This is a genomic window from Vibrio sinaloensis (assembly GCF_023195835.1).
GTDB classification, from domain to species: domain Bacteria; phylum Pseudomonadota; class Gammaproteobacteria; order Enterobacterales; family Vibrionaceae; genus Vibrio; species Vibrio sinaloensis_C.
In genome coordinates this window covers 143,699-168,957 of sequence record NZ_CP096199.1, presented here as the reverse complement: position 1 = coordinate 168,957, position 25,259 = coordinate 143,699, and the positions used below count along the sequence as shown (strand labels likewise).

The window sequence follows — 25,259 nt, the reverse complement described above, 5'->3', positions numbered from 1 at the left end:
TTTCACCCTTGTCATCCTGAACAGTGAGGCACGAGCGTGATTCAGGATCTAGTCACACAATCAAAAACCAGATGCCGTATAACCCGTTTCTCGCTTCTGGAATGACGCATAAACCTATAGCTCTCGTCATCCTGAACAGCGAGGCACGAGCGTGATTCAGGATCTATTTGCCATAACTACTAGGCCTAACTTAGATTCAGCATCTAACCAGATACCCTCGCTTCTCCAACATAGTGGCAAAGACACGCTTGGCCTCAGCCTCACCATGAATAAGGTGAATACGTTCAGGCTTATGCTCTATCCCCTCAACAAACTCTATTAAGTCTTGCTGGTCAGCATGGGCGCTATAACCTGACATAGTATGCAATTGCGCCTCCACCTGAATCAACTGACCATCGACTTCTATCTGCTTACAACCCTGCTGCAATTTATGCCCCAGAGTCCCCTGCGCCTGATAACCAGAAAAGATAACGTCGGTGCGCTTATCAGGTAGCAAGGCTTTGAGGTACGCCATTACTCGCCCGCCCTGACACATCCCCGACGCTGCCACAACAATCGCTGGCTCTCCAGTCGTCGCCAGACGATTAACCAAGGCTTTATGGCTTGGGTGATCAACAACGGTAATACATTGTTCAAACGCAAGTGGATGTCTGTGTGCATCAAGTCTTTGCTTGGCTTCTTTACCCCACAACTTTTTAAAGCGTCGATAAGAGCGCGTGATCTTCGCTGCCACCGGAGAGTCTAAAATAACTGGAAGCTTGGCGGTGATTTGATGATTGTGAATGAGTTGCTCAATATCGAACAGGAGCTCTTGAGTTCGACCGACACTAAAAGCGGGGATAATGATTGCGCCGCCATCTTGTAGCGAACGTTGAATAATGCCAAGTAAACACTCACTTCGCTCGGCGACACTCTGGTGTATTTTGTTGCCATAGGTAGATTCGATAAACAGAGTATCGGCTCGGCGGGGTGCAACGGGGTCGGGAAGAAGAGGGGTATTTCTCGGCCCTAAATCTCCAGAGAATACAGTCACACGGCCATCCTTTTGCTTAAATTCAACATAAGCTGAACCAAGTATATGCCCAGCTGGATTAAACCTAATATAGACAGTCTCCTGCTTGAGTTTTATCGGCAGCCATTGCTGGTAATTCACCGCCCTGATGCGCTTACGAATCAGCTCTAATACTCGATGCCTTTGACCTTTATTGAGCCCAAGCTGCAACTTTAGACCATCTTCTAACATCAGAGGCAATAACTCTGCCGTCGCTGGTGTGCAATAAATCGGCCCTTGAAAGTCTGCAGCCAATAGCCAAGGAATCCGGCCTATATGGTCAATATGTGCATGAGTCACCACCAGAGCTTGGATATGCTTAACTGGGAACTTTACCTCAAGAGGCTGCGAATCTTGCCCTTGAAACATCCCACAATCGAGCAAGATACTCTGGCGGCCAACTCTCAGCTCATGACACGCACCTGTCACCGTATCCTTGCCGCCGCGATGAATCACTTCCATACCAATCTCCATAATCAACTAAATGAATATAAAGAAAATATTAGGTTTATGAGGAAAATAGTTAGGTAGCTACAGGAAATGCGAGCGAGGCGAGAATTCAAACAAATAGAAGCAACGTGCATAGAGTAAAGAAATGCTTCATTGACCCACCACTATTCGACTAGACCCTGCAAGGCAGGAGAGAACCCTTTGCAAAGATACAAAAGCTTAGAATAAACGTATAAAAATTCATCATCGTAACTGATCCAGTTTAATGTCATTTCCATAACCATTCATTAACAAATGGGCATATGGCCATCTAGACTTATCTTTTCCAATTTGAGGCTGGTATGTATATAATGCTGCGCTGAAAACAACTGGCATACTTGCAACGGCGACAGATGTTAAAAGACGCATTATTTATCCTAAAAGATAAGGAGTATCTATGAACTTAACTGCTAAAACGGTGGTTGTTATTGCTATCGGAGCTGCGCTTTATGGAATTGGCGGGCTTCCTATGTTTGGTATACCAGTCTTTGCCAATACCACACTAAAACCTGCTATGGCGGTCCTCGCTCTTTTCTCTGTTCTTTTTGGACCGTTGGTTGGTTTTTTAATTGGGTTTATTGGTCACTGGGTGACCGACCTATTCGCCGGTTGGGGTGTATGGCTCACTTGGGTGCTTGGCTCAGGAATCGTCGGTATGATTATCGGCCTGTTTCCAATGCTCACCAAGCAGCGCATCGCCACAGGAGAGTTCAATAATAAAGACTTTGGCCTGTTTATTGTTCTGGCCTTGATTGGTAACGTTTTGGGCTATGGATGCTCTGCCTTTTTGGATACAGTGCTTTATGCAGAACCTTTTACCAAAGTCTTTACTCAACTCGTGATTATCGCGGCGGGTAACACTGTCCTGATTTCTGTTGTCGGTTACTTTATTCTTAAGTCAGTCGCCAAACGTAATAAACAGAGCCGAAACCTATCTGAGGCATAAGCAACAATGACTATCGAATTTTCTGACTTCTCTTTTAGATATGAGTCACTGGATAAGCCTACACTTAAGCATATCAATCTAAGGATAGAGAGAGGAGAGAAAATCGTCATCATCGGGCCAAGTGGTAGCGGAAAGTCTACACTTGGCCAGTGTCTAAATGGCCTAATCCCACACGCAATCAAAGGAACATCCACCGGCCAACTAAAGCTCAACGGCAGAGACGCCTCTAAGCTTGAACTTCATCACTTCACAGAACAAGTGGGCACGGTCTTACAAGACACCGACAGTCAATTTGTGGGCCTGAGCGTTGGTGAAGACATCGCGTTTGCTCTAGAGAACCAATTAACCTTAAATATTGAGATGTATCCATTGGTGCAGTCGACCGCCAAGATGGTCGACCTTGCTGATTTACTCGATGCCTCGCCACACGAGTTATCAGGGGGACAGAAGCAGCGCGTCTCTCTTGCCGGCATTTTAGTCGATGAGGTAGATACACTGCTTTTCGATGAGCCCCTCGCAGCCCTAGACCCTAAAACTGGCCGCAAGACAGTTGAAATCATTGACCAACTACACAAAGAAACTGGAAAAACGATCATCATCATCGAGCATCGCCTTGAAGACGTTTTGCATCGGCACGTAGACCGAATAATCCTGATGGAACACGGTGAAATTATTGCTGATATGTCACCTACTCAATTGCTAAGCTCTTCTTTGTTGAGCAAACACGGTATTCGTGAGCCGCTTTACTTATCTGCACTGAAAGCCGCTGGTTGTCCGATTGATATGGCGCATGGTGCTTCCTTAGAAAATCTAAGCAAGCCTTCGTATAAAACCTATTTTAGGGGTTGGAATAGCCCACACTCTTCGTTAAATCTCTCAAACGAAAGCCTGATATCAGTATCAGACTTAACTTATTCTTATGACGGTGAAAGAAACGCGCTTGACAAGGTAAGCTTTGAGATCAAACAAGGCGAATGCGTGTCGATTCTAGGAAAAAATGGGTCGGGCAAGTCAACGCTAACAAAGCTGATCATGGGAGTGCTAGAGCCCGATTCAGGGCACATTACCTATCAAGGCAAAAACCTCAACTCACTGTCTATTTTCGAGCGTAGTCAACATATCGGTGTTGTGATGCAAAATCCAAATCATATGATCTCGCATCACATGATTTTCGATGAAGTGGCATTTGGTCTTAGGAACAAAGGATTACCAGAGCAAAAGGTTGAAAGCCAAGTCAGTGAAGTGTTAGAGCTATGCGGCCTAAGTAAGTATCGCCAGTGGCCTATCGAGGCATTGAGCTATGGTCAGAAGAAACGTGTCACCATTGCTTCAATTCTGGTAATGAAACCGCAGTTGCTGATCCTAGATGAACCAACGGCCGGACAAGACTATCGCAATTATACAGCGATGCTCAACTTCATCGGAAAGCTGAATCAAGAATTAGGTATCACTGTGCTCATCATCTCTCACGATATGCATCTCGTCCTTGAGCATACTCAACGCTCCATTGTGATATCTGATAGCAAGCTTATTGCTGACGCACCGATGACCGATGTATTTACTCACCCAGAACTGCTCGAGCAAGCCAACCTCACGACCACGAGTTTATATGATCTTGCCGAAAATCTTGGCGTTGAAGATAAAAACGCCTTCATGCGGTATTTTATCCAGCAGGAGATGCGTGCAGCATGAATCCATCAAAAATGAAGTTCGGCATCAACTACATCGACACGAAATCACCATTGCACGCTTTAAATGGCATTACCAAATTCGCACTTTTTATGGCTTGGGTCACCGTTGTTCTGACAACGTTTGATTTACGGCTCATAACAGTGCTAATACTCTCCGGGCTCTTTTTATTAAAGCTGACCCAAGTTCCTTTTACAGTCTACAAGCCCTTAATTATTGCGACGGCGAGCGTTCTGATGCTCAATGCCTTGTTCATGTTCTTACTCGCCCCGCAGCAAGGCAGCGTATATATAGGCTCAACGACTGAGCTGTTGGCTCTACCAGGCGATTACACGTTAACCCAAGAAACCCTGTTTTATCTGGGAACCGTGACACTTAAATACTTCAGTATGTTTCCGATTGCGCTGGTCTTTGTGTTCACCACACACCCGACAGAGTTTGCAGCCAGCCTCAATCGAATCGGCGTGCCATACAAAATCGCGTACGCTGTTAGTTTGACGTTGCGTTACCTGCCAGAAGTTAAAAATGACTTTGTTAATATCATGCACGCTCAGCAAGCAAGAGGACTGGATATTTCAAAGCACACGCCTTTGTTTCAACGTATGAAAAATGTGGCAAAGATTCTCGGACCGTTAGTTTTTTCCAGCTTAGATCGCGCCGATGAGATTTCAAATGTCATGACGCTGCGCGGTTTTGGACGACATAAGACACGAACTTGGTACAGCGCCTCTCCTCTAAAGCGAGTAGACAAAATCTGCTTGAGCATTATTGCAATTGTGGTGCTCTTAGCAATCCTCAAGCGTTATCAGGAAACGCAACTGTTTTGGTATCCATTTTAGGAAAAAAGAGTTTCGGAGCACTGAGGGCGTTGGCAACACAAATCGATTGTGTATCAGTAATCAATGAATCGACACTATCGGATCTCTTTGATAATTAGTGACTGTTACCCACCAATTCGTCTGCATCTTCTTGGTGAAGCTTCTGCCAAACCAAGTCACCTATACCATCGGTTGGATTAAAGTCCGTTGGTGCTTCTAGCAACAACTCTCTGATTTTATCGTGCTCAAAATTGTGGCACGCTTTATCTAGTCTATCCAATAGATCAACATAGTGATTCAACGGTAAAAAGCGTTCATGAGCAGTCATGATTCTAGAGTGCGCCGTTTCCCCAACATTGTCACCAATTAACAGCTCTTCAAATAGCTTCTCACCGGGACGAAGGCCCGAGAACTCAATTTCGATGTCGCCATAAGGGTTCTTCTCATCTTTGACTTCTAACCCTGACAGTTGAATAAGATTAGTAGCGAGATCAGTAATTTTAACCGGCTCTCCCATATCGAGAACAAATACATCACCACCTTTTCCCATAGCCCCCGCTTGGATCACTAACTGAGCCGCTTCAGGGATGGTCATAAAGTAGCGAATGATGTCGGGATGAGTCACCGTGATCGGACCACCGTTAGCGATTTGCTTTTTAAAAAGCGGGATCACCGAACCAGAGGAACCTAAGACATTACCAAAACGAACCATGCAGAAACGTGTTCCCTTCTCCTTGGCATTTTCTTGTTCAGCGAGAGCCTGAAGACCCAGTTCTGCCATTCGCTTGGTGGTACCCATGACGTTAGTCGGACGAACGGCTTTGTCTGTCGAGATCAACACGAAGGACTCCACATCGGCTTCAATCGCCGCCTTGGCAGTATAGTAAGTACCAAACACATTGTTGCGCACGCCTTCTACCACGTTGTACTCGACTAATGGTACATGCTTATAGGCAGCGGCGTGATATACAGTTTGCACAGCAAAACTCTTCATTGTGGTCGAAAGACGATTATTACGTTGAACTGAACCCAGTAGAGGAACAACTTCCACACTCAATCCTTCTTCTTGAATCAATTGAGTGAGCTCACGATCAATCTGGTACAAACCGAATTCAGATAGTTCAAACAGAACCAATGATGCAGGTTTTTGCCTGACAATTTGACGACATAACTCAGAGCCAATTGAGCCACCAGCCCCTGTTACCATCACCACTTTGCCTTTAATATTGGCTTCCATCAAAGCTTGCTGGGGTGCGACAGAATCTCGACCCAACAAATCTTCGATGGCGACGTCTTTTAGTTCATCAATATTTGCTCGCCCCTCTACGATATCTTTCATGTCAGGTACAGTAAGTACTTCTGCTGGAAGATGTACCAGAGAATCTAAAATCTGCTTCCGCTTTGCTCTTGTGGCACTGGGAACGGCAAGCAAGATTTGGCTCACATCATGCTTTTCAACTTGGCGCTGCGCCTTGTGAACACCTTTAACTTTTAAACCGAGGATAATGGTATTGTCGAGAGTAGGATCTTCATCAAGAAAACCAACAACTTTATGCGTTTCGGAAGAACGTAGTGCTAATGCTAACTGCCGACCAGCGGCACCCGCACCATAGATAAGGACACGCTTTTTGCCTTTGCTATTGGCTTGATTGACAAGCACTCGCACGATCAAACGTGAACCACCACTTAACAAGCATAAAAATGCTCCATATATAATGGGGATCGAGCGAGGTATTGCTGCATCAAAGTAAAAAGCAAGAATAGCGACGACCGAAGCAGAAATGACAGTACCAATACTTACCGCCGCCAACGCATGGAAAGTCAGGTATCGTAAAATGGCTCGGTACAGGCCTAACTTGGAGTAGGCAAAAATAGTGACAATCAGAGTGCCAAACAACACATAGATTGCTAGAGGCTCTCCAAATGCTTGCACGCTACCAATGCGCACCCAGTATGCAGCGTAAAATGAAGAGACAATAAACACCACATCAATTGCGATGCTAATAAGGCGTTTATTAAAGCGCGATAAATTCCAGATAAAATTCAGCCTAGCCATTTCGGTACTCTTTATACAACTAACGCCTGTATTGTACTGGCGCTTAGATATCTTGTTCATCCTTGATACTCAAAGAAGTTGGCTACTTCACAGCATCACCAGCGCCACTGCCCGTTACAGTCATAAAGATGTACTTAAAGTAATTACTTAGCGATAACGTATCGATCATTTGCTTATCAGTTTTAGCCAATAACTGTGGTGTCGACATATCGATATTTTGCACCTGTGCCAAGCCCGTAATACCAGGTAGCACATCATACACACCAAGCTCGTCCCGCTCTTTAATAAGCTCTTCTTGATTAAACAAGTTTGGGCGAGGACCGACCAAGCTCATCTCTCCTTTCACCACATTGATCAATTGAGGAAGTTCATCAATTTTGGTTTTACGCAAAAAAGCACCCAACTTGGTAATTGAAGCATTATTGGCCAAATGGCTTGCGACCGATTTCGTCTCAACTGACATGGTGCGAAACTTTATCAGTTTGAACGGTTTTTTGTTACGCCCTACACGCTCTTGAACAAAGATGGGGGAGCCTGTGTCGAACCACCCCAAAATAGTCACAATGAGCATGACTGGCCAAAGAAAAAGTAAGCCAAAGAAGGCTGCACAAAAATCGACTATACGAATCATTGATTATTCTCATTAAATGATTGCATTACTTGTTTCACTGTCATAGAAGGCACCCAATCAAGCACTTTTTGCAATTGGGATGAGTCAACTTCGAGGTTGCCATAAAGTTGATCTATCATAGCGGATTTATTCACTATTTTACCCAATATTTTCATGATAAACACTGGAACTGGAAGTTGTATTAATGAGGAGCCTACCCCGTTTGCTATCGCTTTAGTCAGCTCTTTGGTCGACATAGCCTTCCCATCAGAGGCCAAAAAAGTATGTCCCGCAGCACTAGGGTGCTTGGCACATTCCACCAACAAGTCAGCTAAATTCTGCACAGCAATAAAATCACGCCGATTGTTGGCGCATCCAAACGGTAGTATGGGAACACGTTTAACTAACTGTGTTAACATACCAAAATTGCCAGGAGCACCTGGCCCATAAACCAGTGTGGGACGAACAATAACAAGCTCTAAGCCTGTCTCAGCTGCCAATTGCTTCAGCTTGAGCTCTGCACGGTATTTGGATTGTGCATACTCATTGTGAGGCGCAGGCAAGGATGCAGGTGTAAAAGGCTCATTCGCAGTTGATGTGCCGTTAACACCAATAGAGCTAACAAAGACGAAACGTCTTACCCCAGCATTGAATGCCTCTTGAGCCAGATGCAATGTCCCATCGACATTGACGCTCTGATACTCTTGCTCACTGAAGCGATGGCTATGAGCCAATCCCGCAAGGTGAATCACGGCATCGATTCCAGAAAACGCACCATTCCAATTGGTTGCGCCATTCAAGGTATCAATCTCAAACTGAGATGATGTGTTAGAAGCGGTTCTAGAGCGAACGACGACTCTTTTGATACTCGAGCGAGTCGTTACATGACGCCCTATAAAACCAGACGCTCCTGTAAGAAGTATGTTCATGGGGTAATTGTTGCGTCCACTGAATGTTTAATACTCTGCAGAGCCATATCCTCAGAGAAGTTGCTCGCCAGCACTGCACGAGGCTGCATAAACTCAGCGCCGTTTTCAGAGAATTGCTCGGTTATGGAGTCTAATTTATCAGCCAATTGCCTAGGTTGGTTGGGCTCACAAGTCCAACCAATGTGATGTTCTGCGAGAAGTAAAGCTAGCTCAGATTTTGGCTCTCCTACATATAAAATCGGTTTATTGGCAGCCATTGAAAAATACGCTTTGCTCGGCACTCCTAACCCATACATGTTGCTCGATAAAGTCACTAAAGAGACATCACACGCATTTAAGCCGATATGATTCTTTGCCAAATCCAGACGACCAAAAAAGTGAGCCTTTTTATAGCCACAATCTTTATTAATCTTGTAGATTTGATGGCGAATCATTGCTGACTCTGAACCGCACCCGATAAACAGAAACCTTGAACCAGTATTCTTAGACAACTCTATCGCATCCAACAATTGAGCGATCCCTTGCAGGCGCCCCATATTGCCAAAAAACTGGTAAACCACATTGTTTTGCCAGCCTAACTCAGCAATGATTTCATTACTTGACTTGGGTTCTACGGCTATTTTCTCTGTAGAAGCCCAGTTGGGGACGAAGTCTATACTGGCTGAGTTGCCAATTTTGTCACTCAACAAAGCTTTCATATCTCGGCCTATCACAATAAGTCGATTTGGAGAGGAATACATTTTTTTAGACCACGCCAACAACGCTTTGTAAATCAATCCCTTTGGAGAGATGACTTTGGCCGGCACCAAATTATTGGGGAAAACATCGTGGACAAGCACCAACCATTGAAACCGATAGCGCCACTTCATGAGCGACAAACTTGCCATGGTCACGATAGGGTTGGTACCAGAGAAAATTAAATCGGCATCCACGATTTCGCGCTTTACAGCAGACAGAAAACTGGCAGTTTGCTTGGCTTGACCAAGCAAACGAGACAGCAGCTTATTTTTATTGTGCTTAGCCAGTTTCACCAGTCGTGCGTCGATATCATACTGAGCAACAAACGAGATTGAATGCTCATTTTCGGGCGCAATGAGCACAACATGGTAGTCATTCTTAAGATGCTTACTGATTTGAGACCAGTAATACGCGGTAGAGTTATGGTTCTCTCCTATGTATTCAGCTAGGATGATTATTTTTTTCAAACTAGTACTCTTTCCAAACTACGCGCTTCACATAATCTGTATATGAATGAATGATTCTCACCACTTTATCTGACACATTTGGCATCGAGTAATCATAGACTTGACGCAGTAAACGGGCATCACCACTAGGCTGGCTTTCAAGGATTTGAAGCCCTTGCATGACTCTCTCAACTCCTAAACCAACCATCATAACCGACGCTTCTTCCATACCTTCAGGACGCTCATGCGCTTCTCGTAAATTCAAGGCAGGGAAATTCATGATTGAAGACTCTTCATTGATAGTGCCACTATCAGAAAGTACTGCTTTGGCATTTTTTTGCAGATGATTGTAATCGTGAAAACCTAAAGGTTTTAATAGCTGGATATTAGGATGGAAGTCTATACCTTGAGCTTCAATGCGATTACGCGTTCTTGGGTGCGTTGACACAATAACAGGCAAGCCGTAATGAGCTGCCACAGTATTCAACGTTTCCGCCAACTTAACGAGTTGTTTTGGTGAGTCGACATTTTCTTCTCGATGAGCACTCACAACAAAGAACTCACCCTGCTCTAACTGAAGACGCTTTAGTACGTCTGAGCCATCGATTTGCGGCATGTAGTGCGTCAGCACTTCAAACATTGGACTGCCCGTTTTGATCACGCGATCAGCAGGCAACCCTTCAGCAAGCAAGTAGTCTCTCGCGATAGAGCTATAGGTAAGGTTAATGTCTGAAGTATGGTCGACGATACGACGATTGGTTTCTTCCGGCACACGCTGGTCAAAGCACCGGTTCCCCGCCTCCATGTGGAATATTGGCACTTTGCGACGCTTTGCAGGGATAGCAGAGATACAGGAATTAGTATCGCCTAGTACAAGCATTGCTTCTGGCTTTACTTGCTCAAGCACTTCATCAACTTTGATAATTACTTGACCTATGGTTTCTGCTGCATTTTTACCTGCGGCACTTAGGAAATAATCTGGCTTTCGAACGCCAAGATCATTAAAGAAAACTTCATTTAGCTCGAAGTCATAGTTTTGTCCAGTGTGTACTAGGATGTGTTCGCAATGCTCATCCAACTTAGCAAGTACACGGGACAAACGAATAATTTCAGGTCGGGTGCCAACCACTGACATTACTTTCATTTTTTTCATCATTTTACCTTACAGAGGTTTGGCAATTGTATCTGGGGCTTTTCGATCAAAGATTTCATTCGCCCATAACATAACAATCAGCTCTTCAGAACCAACGTTTGTTACATCGTGTGACCATCCAGGAACCGTTTCAACAATCTCTGGAGTTTTGCTGTCTACGCTTAGTTCATAACGCTCGCCGGTGATCACATGCTCAAACTTGAATAAAGCTTGGCCTTTGATCACTAGAAATTTTTCATTCTTAGTATGATGGTAATGACCACCACGAGTGATACCTGGATGAGCAGTAAAGAACGAGAATTGACCAGATTGCTTTGTCTTAAGCACTTCACTAAAGACACCTCTTTCGTCCCCATAACTTGGAATGGCGTAACTGAATTGACTAGGCTGCATATAGCTTAAGTAAGTCGAATACAGAGCTCGCTCTAGACCCACACCCACATTTTCAGTGATTAAGGTATCGCGGCTTTCTTTGAAGCGTTCAAGCGTATCTGCAACATAACCGACCGTTGTTGGATACTCGGGTGTAACCTGAGCGGAACCAGAGGGCGTATCTCCATCTAGTAAGTTCATCAAACATTTACAAACATCATCAATGTAAACCAACGTAACGGGCGCATTTGCATTGTGAATATTGATCTCAATGTCATTCAGGATGTTATGACAGAAAGTAGCAACGAAAGAATTATAGTTTGGACGACACCATTTACCAAAGACATTTGGGAAACGATAGATGAAATAAGGCGAACCTGTTTCCTGCCCGTAAGCTTCTATCATTTTCTCAGCTTCTGCTTTACTGACACCATACGCATTATCACTCGCAGCCTGTGTTGATGAACTGATCATCAAAGGCACTTTACGACCGTTAGCCTTCAAAGTAGTGACAATGTGAGACGTTAAATCTGCATTGCCTTCTTTAAATTCTGAATCGTTCTTAGGGCGATTCACGCCCGCCAAGTGGAAAACAAAGTCGGTGTTAGCTAGCGCGTTATCTAAGTCACTTTCAGTAGAATCTCGATCAATTTCAGTAACTACGTGCTTACCTTGCTCTTTGAGAAATAAAGACAAGTTTTTACCAATGAAGCCTTTTGCGCCTGTAATCAATACATTCATTACACACCTTCCGGGACGTTAACACTACCAGCTTCTATATCCGCAATAAAGTCTAACTTGTGAAGCAATTGGACCATACCCGCAACATCTAATCGTTCCGTATTGTGGGAATTGTAATCTTCGATAGTGCTTAGGTCCTGCTCCCCCTCCTCGACATATTGAGAATAATTCAAATCTCTATTGTCAGAGGGAATTCGGTAGTAACCACCTTGGTCCTCAGCAACAAACATTTCTTCGCGACTACATAGAGCTTCGTAAAGCTTCTCACCGTGTCTAGTTCCGATAACATTAACTTGATGGTCTGGCTTTGAAGTTATTATTTTTATTGCTTCGACTAATACTTCAATAGTTGCTGCTGGCGCTTTTTGGACGAAGATATCACCGTTTACACCATGCGTAAATGCATGTAACACGAGGTCGACTGCATCGTTCAACGTCATCATGAAGCGTGTCATATTCGGGTCTGTAATTGTGATGGGGTTACCATTCACAATTTGGCGTAAAAATAGAGGAATTACAGAGCCACGAGAAGCCATAACATTTCCATAGCGCGTCGCCGATATTACTGTTTTTTCAGGATCAATATTACGTGACTTTGCAACAATGACCTTTTCCATCATTGCTTTAGAAATACCCATTGCATTGATTGGGTAAACCGCTTTATCTGTACTCAAACAAACAACTCGAGACACTTCATTTGAAATACAAGCTTCGAGCACGTTTTCTGTGCCAAGAACGTTCGTTTTTACAGCTTCCATTGGATGGAACTCACAGGAAGGAACCTGTTTTAACGCTGCTGCATGGTAGACAAAGTCAACACCACGAGTGGCAGACAAAATAGAGTTATAATCTCGAACATCACCAATGTAGAACTTCAACTTAGGTGAGTTGTACTTTTTACGCATGTCATCTTGTTTTTTCTCATCACGCGAAAAGATTCGAATTTCTTTAATCTCAGTATTTAGAAAACGATCTAGCACTGCGTTTCCGAAAGAACCCGTTCCGCCAGTAATAAGTAAAACTTTATCATTAAACATAAGCTACCTGATCTTTATGAGATTGTAAGTAAAAAGAGCCAAAATTGGATACAACACCACTACTAGCGAAGTGTAGAACAAACTAAAAAAAGAAAGCGTTACACTCATAAATACTGGAGGCAGAAGTAATATATTTAATAAACAGCCTGTTCTAGCTTTCCTATAAACATAAGAAGTATAGGACAAGAGTAAAGAACTAAACATCAACCCTCCATATAAACCAAAATCTCTAACTAATGGTGTAAAATAAGAAGTGACATTATTTGCAGCATTTACTAATACTCCATAATCTTTCTCAACAAAAAGAAAATCACGTATAATAGTGGGAACCAGACCTTGCATCGAGTAATAAGGATTAAGGTCAAAGAATGTTGCATATTCTAGATTTAGGCCTGTATTAACAATTGGCAATACAATATATAACACACTTGGCATAAAAAGCGCCAAAGGCAAATTATCACCGATATCTATTCCTTGCGATTTTAAATAACTAAATAGCATATCAATACCATTCTCATAGCGTAAGACTTGTATAGAGCCAGTAAAAACAAGAAAAGCGATGAACACTAAGAATAAAAGTGCAAGTTGACCAATGGTAAACTTCCGAGTCAAAAAATATATCGCTACTGGATGAAGAAGCAAAACAACACCGTTCCCTCTTCCAGTTTCGAAGATAAAGGCAGTTACCAATAGAAAAATTGATATATATAAACTGATTTTTTTTGAACGCTTGGGACCAAACTTGTAAATTATGAAAAAACAAGTCAATGTAAAAGCGCGTAGTAGGTTACTTAGCCCACCCAGTGTCGGTAGCCCGAAATCGACATAAGTTCTTCCATCAGATACTATAATCCAATAAATAGGAAGCCCACCAGAACCAACAACATTAACAATATAAACAAAACTCCAGAGTAAAAACAGGCCTATAGTAGCTTTGAAAAAAACGGGATAATTTATATTGTTAGACAATGTAAAACTTGGGCTTGATTTAGCCTTTATGAGAAACTGAAATAGAATTGTCATAAAGAAAAAAAGTAAGGTAGAACCAACAACAAGCACGTATAGGTCAACAGATGGCTTCACAAACAATTCAAAATCAAGAATCTGAATTATTGCAAGAGGAAAGATCCAAAACGAAAAATAAATCTTTAACGGAGAAATAAACATGTCTATCTCATTATTATATTTGTTAATATGGACTTAATCTTCCTATTGTGTATTAAATTCCAGAACGATAAGTTATGAGAAATCAAGTACAGAAAAAAGTAGCTTTTGGATCTGTATCTCAAAAATTTCATCAAGGCTTTTAATTCACGAGTTTTATTGCATGAAGCCATATATCTTGCTTTGTAGTATATACCCCTTTCAATTGCTTTGATATAATAGGAAGGATTCTCTATAAAGTCACCAGGGGATAATTCAAACATATCAAGAATAGTTATCATTCGTTCATAATACCACTGTTCAATATGTTTATTAGTCAAACTTTCTTCGTAAGAGCGGTATTTACCCAGAATATCGTCCGTAGCAAAAACCTTGCCTAATAAAGATAATCTTAAAAAAAGATTGTATTCTTCAGATGCCTTAATTCTAGTATTAAAGTTAATATTATTTTCGATGAGAAAAGTTCTTCGTATAGCAGGTGTAACCATATTAATATCAAATTCATTTAAGAGAGTAGATGTAGATACATCACCATGTTTTTTTGGCAAATCAAATCTTATATGGTTAAGTTGTGAATCAACTTCTTCTACGCCAGAGTAGATCAGGCAATAATCATCATTTAATGAACCGATCAGTGTATGCTGAATCTCCAATTTTTTCTCAAACCAAAGATCATCAACATCTAGAAAAGTAATCCATTCTCCTATGCAAGCCTTTACCGCCTCATTCCTAGCTTCACCAAGAGAAGTATTTACAGATGAAGAATAGTACTTGATCCTACTGTCATTAAAAGTGTCTAGAATATATTTACTATTATCAGTAGAGCAATTGTCCCAAAAAACTATTTCAAAATCATCAAAACTCTGATTTAGTACTGAAGCCAAGGCTTCTGACAAAAACTCTTCGCCATTATAGCAGTTAATTACTACCGAAAAGAAAGGAGGTTTCATAAAAGTTCCTGTCCTATAAACTATTATTTCTTATTAAAGCTTCTTGTAATAGAAAGGCAGATAAAACAATGACAACAAGAAGTTTTCTAGATAGCACTTGAGCCAAAAAACTAAGACTCCTGAAATAAATTAACACAACCACTTGGGGTGATTTATTTATAAAAACCATTAATTAATTGACAAACATGTAACACATCTTCTGAGCTAAGATCACAGTGTAAAGGCAGACTAATTAACTCGTTTCTAAGCGTCTCTGTTATGGGCAAGGGAAATTCACCGCGATAAAGCGACAGCATGTGATTTGGCTTATAATGTACCCCTACTTCAACACCACTGTCAGTCAGATATTCTCTCAATTCGTCTCGGCACTTAGCACGTACAACGAAAATATGAGGCATTATATCTTGGTAGTCCAACTCTAAAGGAACAAGATCGAGATTGTTCAAGTATATATTGACCAGTTCTTGGCGTCTCCTTCGAAACTCATCGATCCTAGTCAGTTGAACCCGACCGATAGCCGCGTTTAAATTGCTTAAGTGGTAACGAAAGCCTTGCTCCACTACATCAAAATCCCAACTTCGTTTATTGGAATACCTCATGTCTGTATCTTTTAGCACACCAAGTAAGCGTGCATTTCGAACTTTTTCAGTGAAAATTGAATCAGACGATACGACTAACCCTCCTTCTCCACACGTTATATTCTTTATACCATCAAAGCTAAAACACACGATATCGCCGAAAGTACCAACTTTCCTTCCTCGGTAGTTGGAACCGAACGATTGTGCTGCATCTTCTACAACCCTTAAGTTGTACTTTTTAGCAACTTCATATATTTCATCAATTCCGTTACATGAACTGGCATAATGCACAGGCATTATAACTTTCGTCCTCTTGCTAATCTTAGACTCAAGTTCATTGACATCTAAAAATGCTGTATTAGAAGATACGTCACATGCAACAGGAGTCGCTCCTGTTGCAGAAATTGCTTGAAATGAGGCTACATAAGTTAATGAAGGAACTAAAACTTCATCTCCGGGACCCACTCCAAGGGCACTTAAAGAGATATGCAGAGCAGATGTTCCCGTATTAACAGCTACAATATTTCCTACAGGGATGTTGAGGTACCTTGCTAAGTCAAGCTCAAACATTTTCGTTTCCTGTCCCATGCCCAAGTATTCGTTGGATAAAACCTGGGATACCTGCTGTATTTCTTTTTCTGAAATACAAGCTTTAGAAAGACGAATATTCTTCATTTAAGCTCCAATCAAAATCGATGTCTTCGAGTGGTACACTTATGGATTCTTCAGGATCATGCATGATATCAGCGAAGTTCATAAGTAAGTTAGTTCCTTGGGACACTCCTTGAAAAGCGACCCACAAGCCACATGGTATAGTAACTCTCGCATAATTGCCCCTAGAGAGTTGAACAACTTGGAAGCCTGCCCCTGTTGATCTGTTTAATTCTTCATCGCAAATGACAATGCGAACTTCACCCTCCGGCACCAAAAGATTCATATTCATCCTAGTATGCTTTTTCCACCCTTTGACTTCCGAAAAATGTATGGTCGAAAAGTATACTTCTCCGAAACCCAAGTAAGCTTTTTCGTTTTCTTTTAGTGCATGAAGAATATCACCTTTAGGATGTTTGATAACGCTCAACGGTTCAACTACAACCCCGTCTAAAGTGCCCATGCTATCCCTCTCTTCCTAGCTACTGATTCATAAACATTAATTTGTGAATCAGTAAAATTCCGCGGATTACAAGATCCTTTGTAGAAGTTAACGTACCAATCGCTGACAAGCTCTATACACGCAGAATAATCTAAAGTCGCTTCCCATTTGAGATGGAACAATGCTTTATCGCAATTTAACTTAAGCAAACCCGCTTCATTGAAAGGAATGTTGTCTGTAACTTGGAAAGCGTCAAGATCATTTTCAAAACCCCACAATTTAGAAAGAGAGGAAAGCAGTTCCTTAACTGTATGATTCTGTTCAGCTCTTGGACCAAAATTGAACTGTTGCCCACTAAGTCCCTGACCCTTGCATAGGGCCATTCCCAAGTGTAAGTAACCGCTAAGTGGCTCAAGTACATGTTGCCAAGGTCTTGTTGCTTCTGGACAACGAATCTGTACCTTGTGTCCTTGACTCCACGCCCTCATGCAATCTGCAACAATTCGGTCCTCAGCCCAATCTCCCCCGCCGATAACATTTCCTGCTCTTCCTGTAGCTAAGCGCACGTTGTGACCTAAAGAAAAAAATGAACTCTGATAGGCGTGAAAAATAACCTCTGCTGCTCCTTTTGAGCCACTATAGATATCTTTACCTCCAAGTGAATCAGTTTCCTTATACCCCCAAAGCCACTCCACATTTTCATAACACTTATCACTAGTAACAATAACAGCACTACATTTGAAACTTACACCTCGCAGAACCTCTAGTATATTCGCAGTCCCCATGACATTGCTAGAAATCGTATCTAAAGGATCTGAATAAGACATAGACACGATTGGCTGTGCAGCTAAATGAAATAGAAAATCTGGTTCAAAATTTTCGATGATACTTCTAATTGCATTTAAGTCACGCACGTCTGCAAAATGATGCTCTATTTCATCTTCTAATTTACATTCTTCAAATATAGATGGCTGAGTTGGAATATCTTTAGATATACCACAAACCTGAGCTCCAAGTTTCAATAGCCATGTTGTGAGCCATGTTCCCTTAAAACCGGTGTGACCCGTTACTAAAACCTTTTTACCGTTATAAACGTTATCAAACATAATCACCAACTTTTCCATTTCGCGCAGTTTTCGAATAACATTTTCTCTAGATCATGTTTGTCTTTTAATGTATCCATGCACTTCCAAAAACCTTGATGCTTATATGAGAACAACTCTCCATCTTCTGCTAACTTCTGAAGTGGCATTTGCTCAAATACGGTTGCATCACCCTCGGTAATATAGTCAAAAACCTTGGGCTCACAGACAAAGAAGCCACCATTAATCCATGAACCATCCCCTTTTGGTTTTTCAAGGAATTGAGTAATTCTATCCCCTTCTATTTCTATCGCCCCAAAGCGGCCATCTGGCTGTACTGATGTCATGGTAGCGGCTTTACCATGGCTCTTATGAAATTCAACCAACTCGGTAATATTCACATCTGAAACACCATCGCCATATGTCAACATAAAAGGATCATTACCGATTATTTCTTGGGCTCTTTTAACACGGCCGCCAGTCATTGAATGCATACCAGTATCCAATAAAGTCACTGTCCAAGGTTCAGAAGCATTCTTATGAATCTTCATCTCATTATTGGCCAGATTAATTGTTACATCACTTTGGTGTAAGAAGTAGTTAGCAAAATACTCTTTTATGTAATAGCCTTTGTAGCCTAAAAGAACAACAAAATCATTATACCCATGCTGGGAGTACATTTTCATGATGTGCCAAAGAATAGGCTTACCACCAATCTCAACCATTGGCTTTGGTCTAACATCGGTTTCTTCACTCAGTCGTGTACCCAATCCACCCGCTAGCAATAATACTTTCATTTTATCCTCTTAGTGCTTTTTTGATAAGCATATATAAACTCATTTTATCGCTTATGATATTTTGCTCTTTCAAATCGTTATAGCAAGTCCTGGACCGGTCTAAACAGGTCACCAGTTGCTCCGCTATTTGTCCTATTTCGTGAAATTTGTTGAAGTATTCCACAGTTGAGTCGGAATACTCTTGGTACTTATCGTTTTCAAGGTCGTGCAGTATATTATACATTGAAGCCAAGCTTTGGTTAACACCATTGCTGTAAGAATGAAGAGCGCTAACATCTTCTCCTAGTGACTCACCTTGTTTGAGAAACAACGGTACGAAAGCATAACTGTCTGGTACATCTTTATAAGAAAAATCGAGCAAAACTGTTGGTACACCCAACTTGGCTGACTCGAGGGCAGAAGTCCCCATTGCAAACATTAGATCAATGTTGTCAAAAATATAATCATCGATCACTTTAGGATCGATATGCTCAATGAACTCAACTTTGATTTGAGTTAAACTAGATGCAAGCCCTTTTACTTCTGATAGGTACTCACCAGAACCAACCACTGTAAACTCAATGGGAGAATTAATCTTACTAGCAACTTTGTTTGCAACTAAAAGAGTGTGCTTTAGTATACTGACTTTAAAGTCCGTAATACGTCCTATCCACCCAAGTCTTAGTAGACCAGGCTCAAATTTTTTATGACGACTATTCACGGAGAATGAAGGTATACGCAAATAAGGACTATCAAAGGTCAGCCCTTTAAAAAAGAATTGTGTGTTATCTTTATTAGGCTTATCCATAAAAGCGATGGAATTGTTTTCACTCAGAATTTCTAAGAATTTGTTGGCTTTGTTCCAGTAAGAACGAAATATTGTTTTATATACTAGTAGATTGATTTGTCTATGAGCTTTCAAATATCCATCTACGACTGGATAGGAAGGAACTAAGTTGTAAGGATGACAGTGCCAAAAGAAAATTCTGCTGCTATCAGGAATAGTTAAAGAAGAAAAGATACTCCAAGGTGTCATAGCTTGAAATACAACAATAGTATTCTCTGGAATGACAGCCGGGGTTTGCTCATCGTATTCAATTAACTTTACACTAGCCTCAATGTTCTTTGCCATAAACCCATCTTTATAATCAACAACAAAGACGCATCTTTTTTTTGATAGATAATTAGCAATTCGAGAGAATAATAACGAAACGCCACCCACACCTCTATAAGGAAAGCAAAATACGATATTCACACTAGAATCTTTATTACATTCCATTATTTATTGTTCCCGAAGAATCATGCAAAAAGCATTTAAATAGTTCAAAAAACACTACTAACTTTTCTTTTGAATGAATATATTATTAGAAAAAACTGCAATGCACATGCTAATAAATATGCAAACGCAACACCCTCAAGATTATAAACATCAACAAGAAAATAGGCCAAAAAAACACAACTAACTGACCAGACAGCTTGATTAAAAATTATTTCAACTAGAATCTTCCTTGCAAAAAGAAATGTCGTAAAAACGGAGGTTAAGACTCTTAAACACTCTGCAATTAACACGAGATACAAAATATCTTTAATTTCATAAAAGTCCTGACTGAATAAAATATCAATAGTAAGCTTTTGAGAAAGAATCATTATAAGCGTTATTAAAGCCAAACTAGGTAGGCATAATGAAAATATTTTCTTAAAGTGTATCCCAAGTTCCATGCTTGAGGTCAAGGATGCAAACTTTGGCAAGTAGTATATGGAAATAGGCAAAGTAAACAACATACCAAAGTACAATCCAATCTTACTTGCTCCCTCCCATATACCTGCACTAAACTCTCCCATGCCATCTATAATTACATATCTAGATCCAGCGAGAATAAAAAATGTAAAAAAACCACTAGATATTGTTACAACACCATATGACAATAAGTCAAAAATATATTTTTTATTAACTGATTTAGATTCTATTTTCAAGATAGGGTATTCAGTCGAATTATATACGTAATAGAACAACCATAAAGAAAAAATTATTTGGATGGCTGAGTAACTATAAAGCGCTCCAATTACGCCATATAGTAGTGCAGATGTTGAAACTCCAATTGTTGTTATAACATTTAAGGTAATATTAGCTACAGAGTACTCCTTAACTTTTCCTAGTCCATTTAAAACTGAAAGAGCATAAAGGTTCATGGAATTAAATAATAGAGAGAAAGAAAGCAACTTAATAGAACCAGTATATTCATATGATTTAAATAGAAAGTATGACACAGTATCCGACAAAGGGAAAAGTGCTAAACCTATTAAAAATGACAGCACAGACAAAATGAACACGGAGTTAGTCCGTGTTAACATCTGATTTTTCTCGCCTAAATCACGGGCGACCATTGAAACTATTCCAGTTTGTACAGAGCCATTTGCGAAACTATAAAACAAACCTGAATAGTTCTGATACTGACCAATATAAGCGAGACCTACTGGCCCCAAGGATATTGCGACAATTTTACCGATAATAATCCCAGAAACGACTTTGGTAAAAGTTTGAGCGCTTGTCCAGAAAAAAGCTCTTTTAATACTCATTTATTATATCAATCACTTTTTGAGCTGCTTTTTCATCTAGGACTGGACTAATAGGCAAAGACAACACCGAGTTATGAATAGCCTCTGATATTGGATATTCGGAGTCAAAATAACCGGCATAAGCTTGTTGCTGATGGGGCGGGATAGGATAGTGAACTAAAGTATGTATACCGTTCTCTTCCAAGTGTTTGGCAAGGACATCTCTATTATCTGTACGAATAACGAACAGATGCCACACATGGCCTTCTTCCGCAACGACTTCGGGGAGTTGGACCTTAGAGTTGCTAATACCTTTTAAGTAAGCATTAGCGACCTTCTTACGATGTTGGTTTTCTGCATCTAGATACTTAAGTTTCACTTTTAGCATCGCAGCTTGCATTTCATCAAGCCGAGAATTGACACCTAAATACTTATTCTCGTATTTTTTGTGAGAGCCATAGTTCCGTAAAGCGGCAAGTGTATAGAACAACTCTTCATCATCCGTTGTTATTGCACCAGCGTCACCAAGTGCCCCCAAATTTTTTCCGGGATAAAAGCTAAATGCACCGGCATGGCCCCAATTACCACATTTTTTATTCTGAATTGAAGCGCCATGAGATTGAGCGCAGTCTTCAAGAACTAAAAGATTGTACTCATCAGCTAACTTCATAATCTCGACCATGGGTGAAATCTGACCATAGAGATGTACGGGTAATATTACCCTTGTCTTACTGGTCATCGCCTTTTTTATGTTGGCGGCGTTTAAGTTGTAGCTTTTTTGGTCTGGCTCAACTAAGACTGGTACCAAGTTGTTCGCTGATATTGCTAATATAGAAGCGATGTAGGTGTTAGATGGCACTATAACTTCGTCACCGTCTTTCACTCTACCAAGTTCTTTCCACGCTTTTAGTGTTAGTGTTAAAGCATCTAAACCGTTTGCCACACCCACACAATATACGCTTCCACAATAGTTTGCGAACTCATTTTCGAATGATTTCAGTTCGTTTCCCGTAATATACCAACCTGAATCGACAACTCTAGCACACGCCTCTTTTAACTCTTCAGCATATCTCTGGTTGATATTTTGCAAATCTAAAAATGGAACCACTTCACGCCTCTATATATCTGACAATTGTCGCAGGGTTACCCATTACGACTGCATTTTCTGGTACGTCTTTTGTAACAACTGAACCTGCCCCAACCATCGCATTCTTACCTATTGTAATACCGGGTAGGATAGTAGAGTTTGCACCAATAGACGCCCCATCTTCTATTTTTGTTTTCGAAAACACCTCAGGGTACTGTTTTGAGCGCGGAAATTTGTCATTAGTAAACGCGACGCAAGGGCCAACAAAAACATCATTACCTAACTTGATGCCATCCCATAAGTAGACACCATTTTTTATAGTAACACGATTGCCAATCTCGACATCATTTTCAATAAATGTATGCGCACAGATATTGCAATTGATTCCAATTTTGGCTCCAGACAAGACAACAGAAAATTGCCAAATCGATGTGCCTTCACCAATACTGCTGGATGCTACATCACTTAATGGGTGTATTTTCATTACCTAACTCTTCTAAAAAAACATTGTAGTCACGAATATAATCCGATTCTAGATATACATCACTAGCTAATACCAACAAGACACAATCACTAGAAAAATTCATCATCTCGTGCCACTGCATTCTATCAATCAGCAGGCCCGACGAGGGCGATTCTAATGTTACCGTCTTTTTTTCTATTCCGTTATCCATCAGAATTTCACATCGCCCACTCACACAAATCGCTAACTGTTTCAACTGTCGATGTGCGTGAAAACCTCGCGGGATATCTCCTCGGAGTCCAAAAAGATAATATACCCTTTGAATAGCAAAGGGGATGTTCTTTGTCGATTCCAAGGCGACTAAGCTTCCTCTCTCATCACCTATTTCATCAAATTTTATCCACTGAATGAGGCTCATGCCTTACTCCTAACCGTTACTACTCGTCCAATAATGCAAGTAGATATTTGCCATAGTCGTTTTTTGCAAGCGACAGCCCTGCTGTTTCCAGCGCTTTGTCTGAAAGCCAGCCCTGCCGCCAGGCAATCTCTTCTAAGCAAGCAACCTTCATTCCTTGAACATTTTCTATTGTCTCTACGAAAGAAGAGGCTTGATGCAAGCTTGAATGTGTTCCTGTATCCAACCAAGCAAACCCCCTTCCTAAAAGCTCTACATTGAGATCACCTCTTTCCAGATACATTTGGTTTAGAGAAGATATCTCGAGTTCACCTCTTGAAGACGGTCTTACTTTTTTGGCGAGTTCAACAACTCGATTGTCATAGAAATATAATCCAGTGATAGCATAATTAGACTTAGGTATAGTCGGTTTTTCTTCTATAGATATTGCTTGCATAGAGGCATCAAACTCGACGACCCCAAAACGTTCTGGATCTTTGACTTGATATCCAAACACTGTTGCACCATCAGACTTTAAGGCTGCTCTTTTAAGAATTGGGCTAAAACCTTGACCGTAAAATATATTGTCGCCCAAGACCAAACATACCGAATCTTGCCCAATAAAGCTTTCACCTATAATAAACGCTTGAGCTAAACCATCCGGGGAGTGCTGAGTTGCAAAGGTTAATTTAATCCCAAAATCCGAACCGTCACCAAGTAACCTTTGAAAACCTTCCCTGTCTTCTGGTGTGGTAATGATCAATATATCCCTAATACCCGCCAGCATAAGCACTGAAAGCGGATAATAAATCATTGGTTTATCGTAAACAGGAAGTAGTTGTTTAGAAACACCACGAGTGAGTGGATACAGTCTAGTCCCAGAGCCGCCAGCTAAAACAATACCTTTCATATACCTACTTTTTTGCTCCAAGCCTTTCTAAGCTGTAAGACGAGTCCAACACCCGAGACCACCACTTCTTGTTTGACAAGTACCATTGAACAGTTTTACGAATCCCAGATTCAAAGGTTTCTTCTGGTGACCACCCTAATTTCTCTTCAATTTTTGATGCATCGATAGCATACCGGACATCATGGCCAGGGCGATCTTCGACGTATGAAATCAATTCCGAATATCTTTGCACACCATCAGGCTTATTTGGTACAAGTTCTTCGAGTATTGAGCAGATCATCTTTACAACTTCGATATTCTGCATCTCGTTGTGGCCACCTATATTGTAGGTTTCCCCAACTTCCCCTTTGGTTAACACCTCGTATAAAGCACATGCGTGATCATCGACATACAGCCAATCACGTATCTGCAACCCATTACCATACACAGGAAGTGGTTTCCCTTCGATTGCATTTAAAATAATGTGCGGGATCAGTTTCTCGGGATAATGAAAAGGTCCATAGTTGTTAGAGCAATTGGTAATGACAACTGGCAATGAATAAGTTCTTCCCCATGCTCGAACTAAATGATCACTTGATGCTTTTGAGGCGGAATAGGGGCTTGAAGGGTCATACGATGTCTCTTCCGTAAACAACGAGTCTGTGTTCTCTAGATCGCCATAAACTTCATCTGTCGATATATGGTGAAAACGAAAACCTGCTTTTTTTTCATTACTCAGACCTTCCCAATATTCTCTTGTCGCCTGTAGTAATGTATATGTGCCTACAATATTGGTTTCTATAAAAGCCGCAGGCCCGTCGATGGATCTATCTACATGCGATTCTGCTGCCAAATGCATAACGAGATCTGGTTTGTGAACGGAAAAAACTCTGTCAAGTTCAACGCGATCGCAAATGTCTACCTGCTCAAAACTATAGCGTTTATCGGAGTCAATATCCGCTAAGGACTCTAGGTTCCCAGCATAGGTAAGCTTGTCGAGATTGACAACGGAATCTTCCGTATTATTTATAATGTAGCGTACAACCGCCGAGCCAATAAACCCAGCGCCGCCCGTTACGAGTATTTTTCTATCCATTTTTTGGCACTAATTTCTGGTGAATTCATCTTACATTGATTATGTAAAACCGTTTA

At 41.1% G+C, this 25,259-nt stretch carries 24 protein-coding genes; 3 read left to right on the top strand and 21 right to left on the bottom strand.

Annotated features, from left to right (window positions below):
• Positions 1-196: 196 nt before the first annotated feature.
• Positions 197-1,513 (bottom strand): MBL fold metallo-hydrolase RNA specificity domain-containing protein, encoded by a 1,317-nt coding sequence (locus MTO69_RS00810; RefSeq protein WP_248330282.1) that lies wholly within the window; start codon positions 1,511-1,513, stop codon positions 197-199.
• A 424-nt stretch (positions 1,514-1,937) separates the two neighbouring features.
• Between MTO69_RS00810 and MTO69_RS00805 the strand changes: the two genes are divergently transcribed.
• From MTO69_RS00805 to MTO69_RS00795, 3 genes are read left to right on the top strand one after another with little or no spacing between them, the layout of a single operon-like run.
• On the top strand, positions 1,938-2,486 hold the full coding sequence (locus MTO69_RS00805; RefSeq protein ID WP_248330280.1) for an ECF-type riboflavin transporter substrate-binding protein: 549 nt from the start codon (positions 1,938-1,940) through the stop codon (positions 2,484-2,486).
• A gap of 6 nt (positions 2,487-2,492) precedes the next feature.
• A complete protein-coding gene (locus tag MTO69_RS00800) occupies positions 2,493-4,178 on the top strand; it encodes an ABC transporter ATP-binding protein (RefSeq protein WP_248330278.1) in 1,686 nt (561 codons plus the stop codon).
• A complete protein-coding gene (locus MTO69_RS00795; protein WP_248330276.1) occupies positions 4,175-5,014 on the top strand; it encodes an energy-coupling factor transporter transmembrane component T family protein in 840 nt (279 codons plus the stop codon). Before MTO69_RS00800 ends, MTO69_RS00795 begins: the two co-directional genes overlap by 4 nt.
• 94 nt (positions 5,015-5,108) lie before the next feature.
• On the opposite strand, the gene MTO69_RS00790 is transcribed toward MTO69_RS00795, so the two are convergent.
• The 20 genes from MTO69_RS00790 to rfbB all read right to left on the bottom strand — a co-directional run bounded on the left by MTO69_RS00790 (position 5,109) and on the right by rfbB (position 25,203).
• Positions 5,109-7,049, bottom strand: coding sequence for a nucleoside-diphosphate sugar epimerase/dehydratase (locus MTO69_RS00790; protein WP_248330274.1), 1,941 nt, complete (start codon positions 7,047-7,049; stop codon positions 5,109-5,111).
• An 82-nt stretch (positions 7,050-7,131) separates the two neighbouring features.
• Positions 7,132-7,680 (bottom strand): sugar transferase, encoded by a 549-nt coding sequence (locus tag MTO69_RS00785; RefSeq protein ID WP_248330272.1) that lies wholly within the window; start codon positions 7,678-7,680, stop codon positions 7,132-7,134.
• Positions 7,677-8,588, bottom strand: coding sequence for an NAD-dependent epimerase/dehydratase family protein (locus tag MTO69_RS00780; protein ID WP_248330270.1), 912 nt, complete (start codon positions 8,586-8,588; stop codon positions 7,677-7,679). Before MTO69_RS00780 ends, MTO69_RS00785 begins: the two co-directional genes overlap by 4 nt.
• Complete coding sequence (locus tag MTO69_RS00775; RefSeq protein WP_248330268.1) at positions 8,585-9,793, bottom strand: glycosyltransferase family 4 protein; 1,209 nt, start codon at positions 9,791-9,793, stop codon at positions 8,585-8,587. Before MTO69_RS00775 ends, MTO69_RS00780 begins: the two co-directional genes overlap by 4 nt.
• A 1-nt stretch (position 9,794) precedes the next feature.
• A complete protein-coding gene (gene wecB, locus MTO69_RS00770) occupies positions 9,795-10,925 on the bottom strand; it encodes a non-hydrolyzing UDP-N-acetylglucosamine 2-epimerase (RefSeq protein WP_248330266.1) in 1,131 nt (376 codons plus the stop codon).
• A gap of 9 nt (positions 10,926-10,934) precedes the next feature.
• The gene (gene wbjC, locus MTO69_RS00765; protein WP_248330264.1) at positions 10,935-12,038 is read right to left on the bottom strand and encodes a UDP-2-acetamido-2,6-beta-L-arabino-hexul-4-ose reductase; all 1,104 of its coding nucleotides are present in this window, start codon (positions 12,036-12,038) and stop codon (positions 10,935-10,937) included.
• A complete protein-coding gene (locus tag MTO69_RS00760) occupies positions 12,038-13,075 on the bottom strand; it encodes a polysaccharide biosynthesis protein (RefSeq protein WP_248330262.1) in 1,038 nt (345 codons plus the stop codon). The genes wbjC and MTO69_RS00760 overlap by 1 nt, the downstream gene beginning before the upstream one ends.
• 3 nt (positions 13,076-13,078) lie before the next feature.
• Complete coding sequence (locus tag MTO69_RS00755; protein ID WP_248330260.1) at positions 13,079-14,242, bottom strand: O-antigen polymerase; 1,164 nt, start codon at positions 14,240-14,242, stop codon at positions 13,079-13,081.
• A 2-nt stretch (positions 14,243-14,244) separates the two neighbouring features.
• Complete coding sequence (locus tag MTO69_RS00750; RefSeq protein WP_248330258.1) at positions 14,245-15,189, bottom strand: glycosyltransferase family 2 protein; 945 nt, start codon at positions 15,187-15,189, stop codon at positions 14,245-14,247.
• Positions 15,190-15,341: 152 nt separating this feature from the next.
• Positions 15,342-16,442: a DegT/DnrJ/EryC1/StrS family aminotransferase gene (locus MTO69_RS00745; RefSeq protein ID WP_248330256.1), complete on the bottom strand. Its 1,101-nt coding sequence runs from the start codon at positions 16,440-16,442 to the stop codon at positions 15,342-15,344.
• Positions 16,420-16,881 (bottom strand): dTDP-4-dehydrorhamnose 3,5-epimerase, encoded by a 462-nt coding sequence (locus MTO69_RS00740; protein ID WP_248330254.1) that lies wholly within the window; start codon positions 16,879-16,881, stop codon positions 16,420-16,422. The genes MTO69_RS00745 and MTO69_RS00740 overlap by 23 nt, the downstream gene beginning before the upstream one ends.
• Positions 16,869-17,966 carry a CDP-glucose 4,6-dehydratase gene (gene rfbG / locus MTO69_RS00735; RefSeq protein ID WP_248330253.1) on the bottom strand — a complete coding sequence of 366 codons (1,098 nt, stop codon included), beginning with the start codon at positions 17,964-17,966 and terminating at the stop codon, positions 16,869-16,871. Before rfbG ends, MTO69_RS00740 begins: the two co-directional genes overlap by 13 nt.
• A gap of 2 nt (positions 17,967-17,968) precedes the next feature.
• Entirely contained in the window at positions 17,969-18,739 is a 771-nt protein-coding gene (gene rfbF, locus MTO69_RS00730; protein WP_248330251.1) for a glucose-1-phosphate cytidylyltransferase, read from the bottom strand.
• 1 nt (position 18,740) lies between these two features.
• Positions 18,741-19,973, bottom strand: coding sequence for a hypothetical protein (locus MTO69_RS00725; protein WP_248330249.1), 1,233 nt, complete (start codon positions 19,971-19,973; stop codon positions 18,741-18,743).
• Positions 19,974-20,041: 68 nt separating this feature from the next.
• The gene (locus MTO69_RS00720) at positions 20,042-21,295 is read right to left on the bottom strand and encodes a hypothetical protein (protein ID WP_248330247.1); all 1,254 of its coding nucleotides are present in this window, start codon (positions 21,293-21,295) and stop codon (positions 20,042-20,044) included.
• Positions 21,285-22,382, bottom strand: coding sequence for a DegT/DnrJ/EryC1/StrS family aminotransferase (locus MTO69_RS00715; protein ID WP_248330245.1), 1,098 nt, complete (start codon positions 22,380-22,382; stop codon positions 21,285-21,287). Before MTO69_RS00715 ends, MTO69_RS00720 begins: the two co-directional genes overlap by 11 nt.
• Before the next feature lies 1 nt (position 22,383).
• Positions 22,384-22,845: an acyltransferase gene (locus tag MTO69_RS00710; RefSeq protein WP_248330243.1), complete on the bottom strand. Its 462-nt coding sequence runs from the start codon at positions 22,843-22,845 to the stop codon at positions 22,384-22,386.
• Positions 22,823-23,242 carry a sugar 3,4-ketoisomerase gene (locus MTO69_RS00705; protein ID WP_248330242.1) on the bottom strand — a complete coding sequence of 140 codons (420 nt, stop codon included), beginning with the start codon at positions 23,240-23,242 and terminating at the stop codon, positions 22,823-22,825. The genes MTO69_RS00710 and MTO69_RS00705 overlap by 23 nt, the downstream gene beginning before the upstream one ends.
• A 19-nt stretch (positions 23,243-23,261) precedes the next feature.
• Positions 23,262-24,128 (bottom strand): glucose-1-phosphate thymidylyltransferase RfbA, encoded by an 867-nt coding sequence (gene rfbA, locus MTO69_RS00700; RefSeq protein ID WP_248330240.1) that lies wholly within the window; start codon positions 24,126-24,128, stop codon positions 23,262-23,264.
• A 4-nt stretch (positions 24,129-24,132) separates the two neighbouring features.
• Positions 24,133-25,203: a dTDP-glucose 4,6-dehydratase gene (rfbB, locus tag MTO69_RS00695; RefSeq protein WP_248330238.1), complete on the bottom strand. Its 1,071-nt coding sequence runs from the start codon at positions 25,201-25,203 to the stop codon at positions 24,133-24,135.
• Positions 25,204-25,259 lie beyond the last annotated feature (56 nt).

Coding starts and splice junctions, on each gene's coding strand:
- MTO69_RS00810 (WP_248330282.1), bottom strand. CDS start 1,513: ATGGAAGTGATTCATCGCGGCGGCAAGGATACGGTGACAGGTGCGTGT.
- MTO69_RS00805 (WP_248330280.1), top strand. CDS start 1,938: ATGAACTTAACTGCTAAAACGGTGGTTGTTATTGCTATCGGAGCTGCG.
- MTO69_RS00800 (WP_248330278.1), top strand. CDS start 2,493: ATGACTATCGAATTTTCTGACTTCTCTTTTAGATATGAGTCACTGGAT.
- MTO69_RS00795 (WP_248330276.1), top strand. CDS start 4,175: ATGAATCCATCAAAAATGAAGTTCGGCATCAACTACATCGACACGAAA.
- MTO69_RS00790 (WP_248330274.1), bottom strand. CDS start 7,049: ATGGCTAGGCTGAATTTTATCTGGAATTTATCGCGCTTTAATAAACGC.
- MTO69_RS00785 (WP_248330272.1), bottom strand. CDS start 7,680: ATGATTCGTATAGTCGATTTTTGTGCAGCCTTCTTTGGCTTACTTTTT.
- MTO69_RS00780 (WP_248330270.1), bottom strand. CDS start 8,588: ATGAACATACTTCTTACAGGAGCGTCTGGTTTTATAGGGCGTCATGTA.
- wecB (WP_248330266.1), bottom strand. CDS start 10,925: ATGAAAAAAATGAAAGTAATGTCAGTGGTTGGCACCCGACCTGAAATT.
- wbjC (WP_248330264.1), bottom strand. CDS start 12,038: ATGAATGTATTGATTACAGGCGCAAAAGGCTTCATTGGTAAAAACTTG.
- MTO69_RS00760 (WP_248330262.1), bottom strand. CDS start 13,075: ATGTTTAATGATAAAGTTTTACTTATTACTGGCGGAACGGGTTCTTTC.
- MTO69_RS00755 (WP_248330260.1), bottom strand. CDS start 14,242: ATGTTTATTTCTCCGTTAAAGATTTATTTTTCGTTTTGGATCTTTCCT.
- MTO69_RS00750 (WP_248330258.1), bottom strand. CDS start 15,189: ATGAAACCTCCTTTCTTTTCGGTAGTAATTAACTGCTATAATGGCGAA.
- MTO69_RS00745 (WP_248330256.1), bottom strand. CDS start 16,442: ATGAAGAATATTCGTCTTTCTAAAGCTTGTATTTCAGAAAAAGAAATA.
- MTO69_RS00740 (WP_248330254.1), bottom strand. CDS start 16,881: ATGGGCACTTTAGACGGGGTTGTAGTTGAACCGTTGAGCGTTATCAAA.
- rfbG (WP_248330253.1), bottom strand. CDS start 17,966: ATGTTTGATAACGTTTATAACGGTAAAAAGGTTTTAGTAACGGGTCAC.
- rfbF (WP_248330251.1), bottom strand. CDS start 18,739: ATGAAAGTATTATTGCTAGCGGGTGGATTGGGTACACGACTGAGTGAA.
- MTO69_RS00720 (WP_248330247.1), bottom strand. CDS start 21,295: ATGAGTATTAAAAGAGCTTTTTTCTGGACAAGCGCTCAAACTTTTACC.
- MTO69_RS00710 (WP_248330243.1), bottom strand. CDS start 22,845: ATGAAAATACACCCATTAAGTGATGTAGCATCCAGCAGTATTGGTGAA.
- MTO69_RS00705 (WP_248330242.1), bottom strand. CDS start 23,242: ATGAGCCTCATTCAGTGGATAAAATTTGATGAAATAGGTGATGAGAGA.
- rfbA (WP_248330240.1), bottom strand. CDS start 24,128: ATGAAAGGTATTGTTTTAGCTGGCGGCTCTGGGACTAGACTGTATCCA.
- rfbB (WP_248330238.1), bottom strand. CDS start 25,203: ATGGATAGAAAAATACTCGTAACGGGCGGCGCTGGGTTTATTGGCTCG.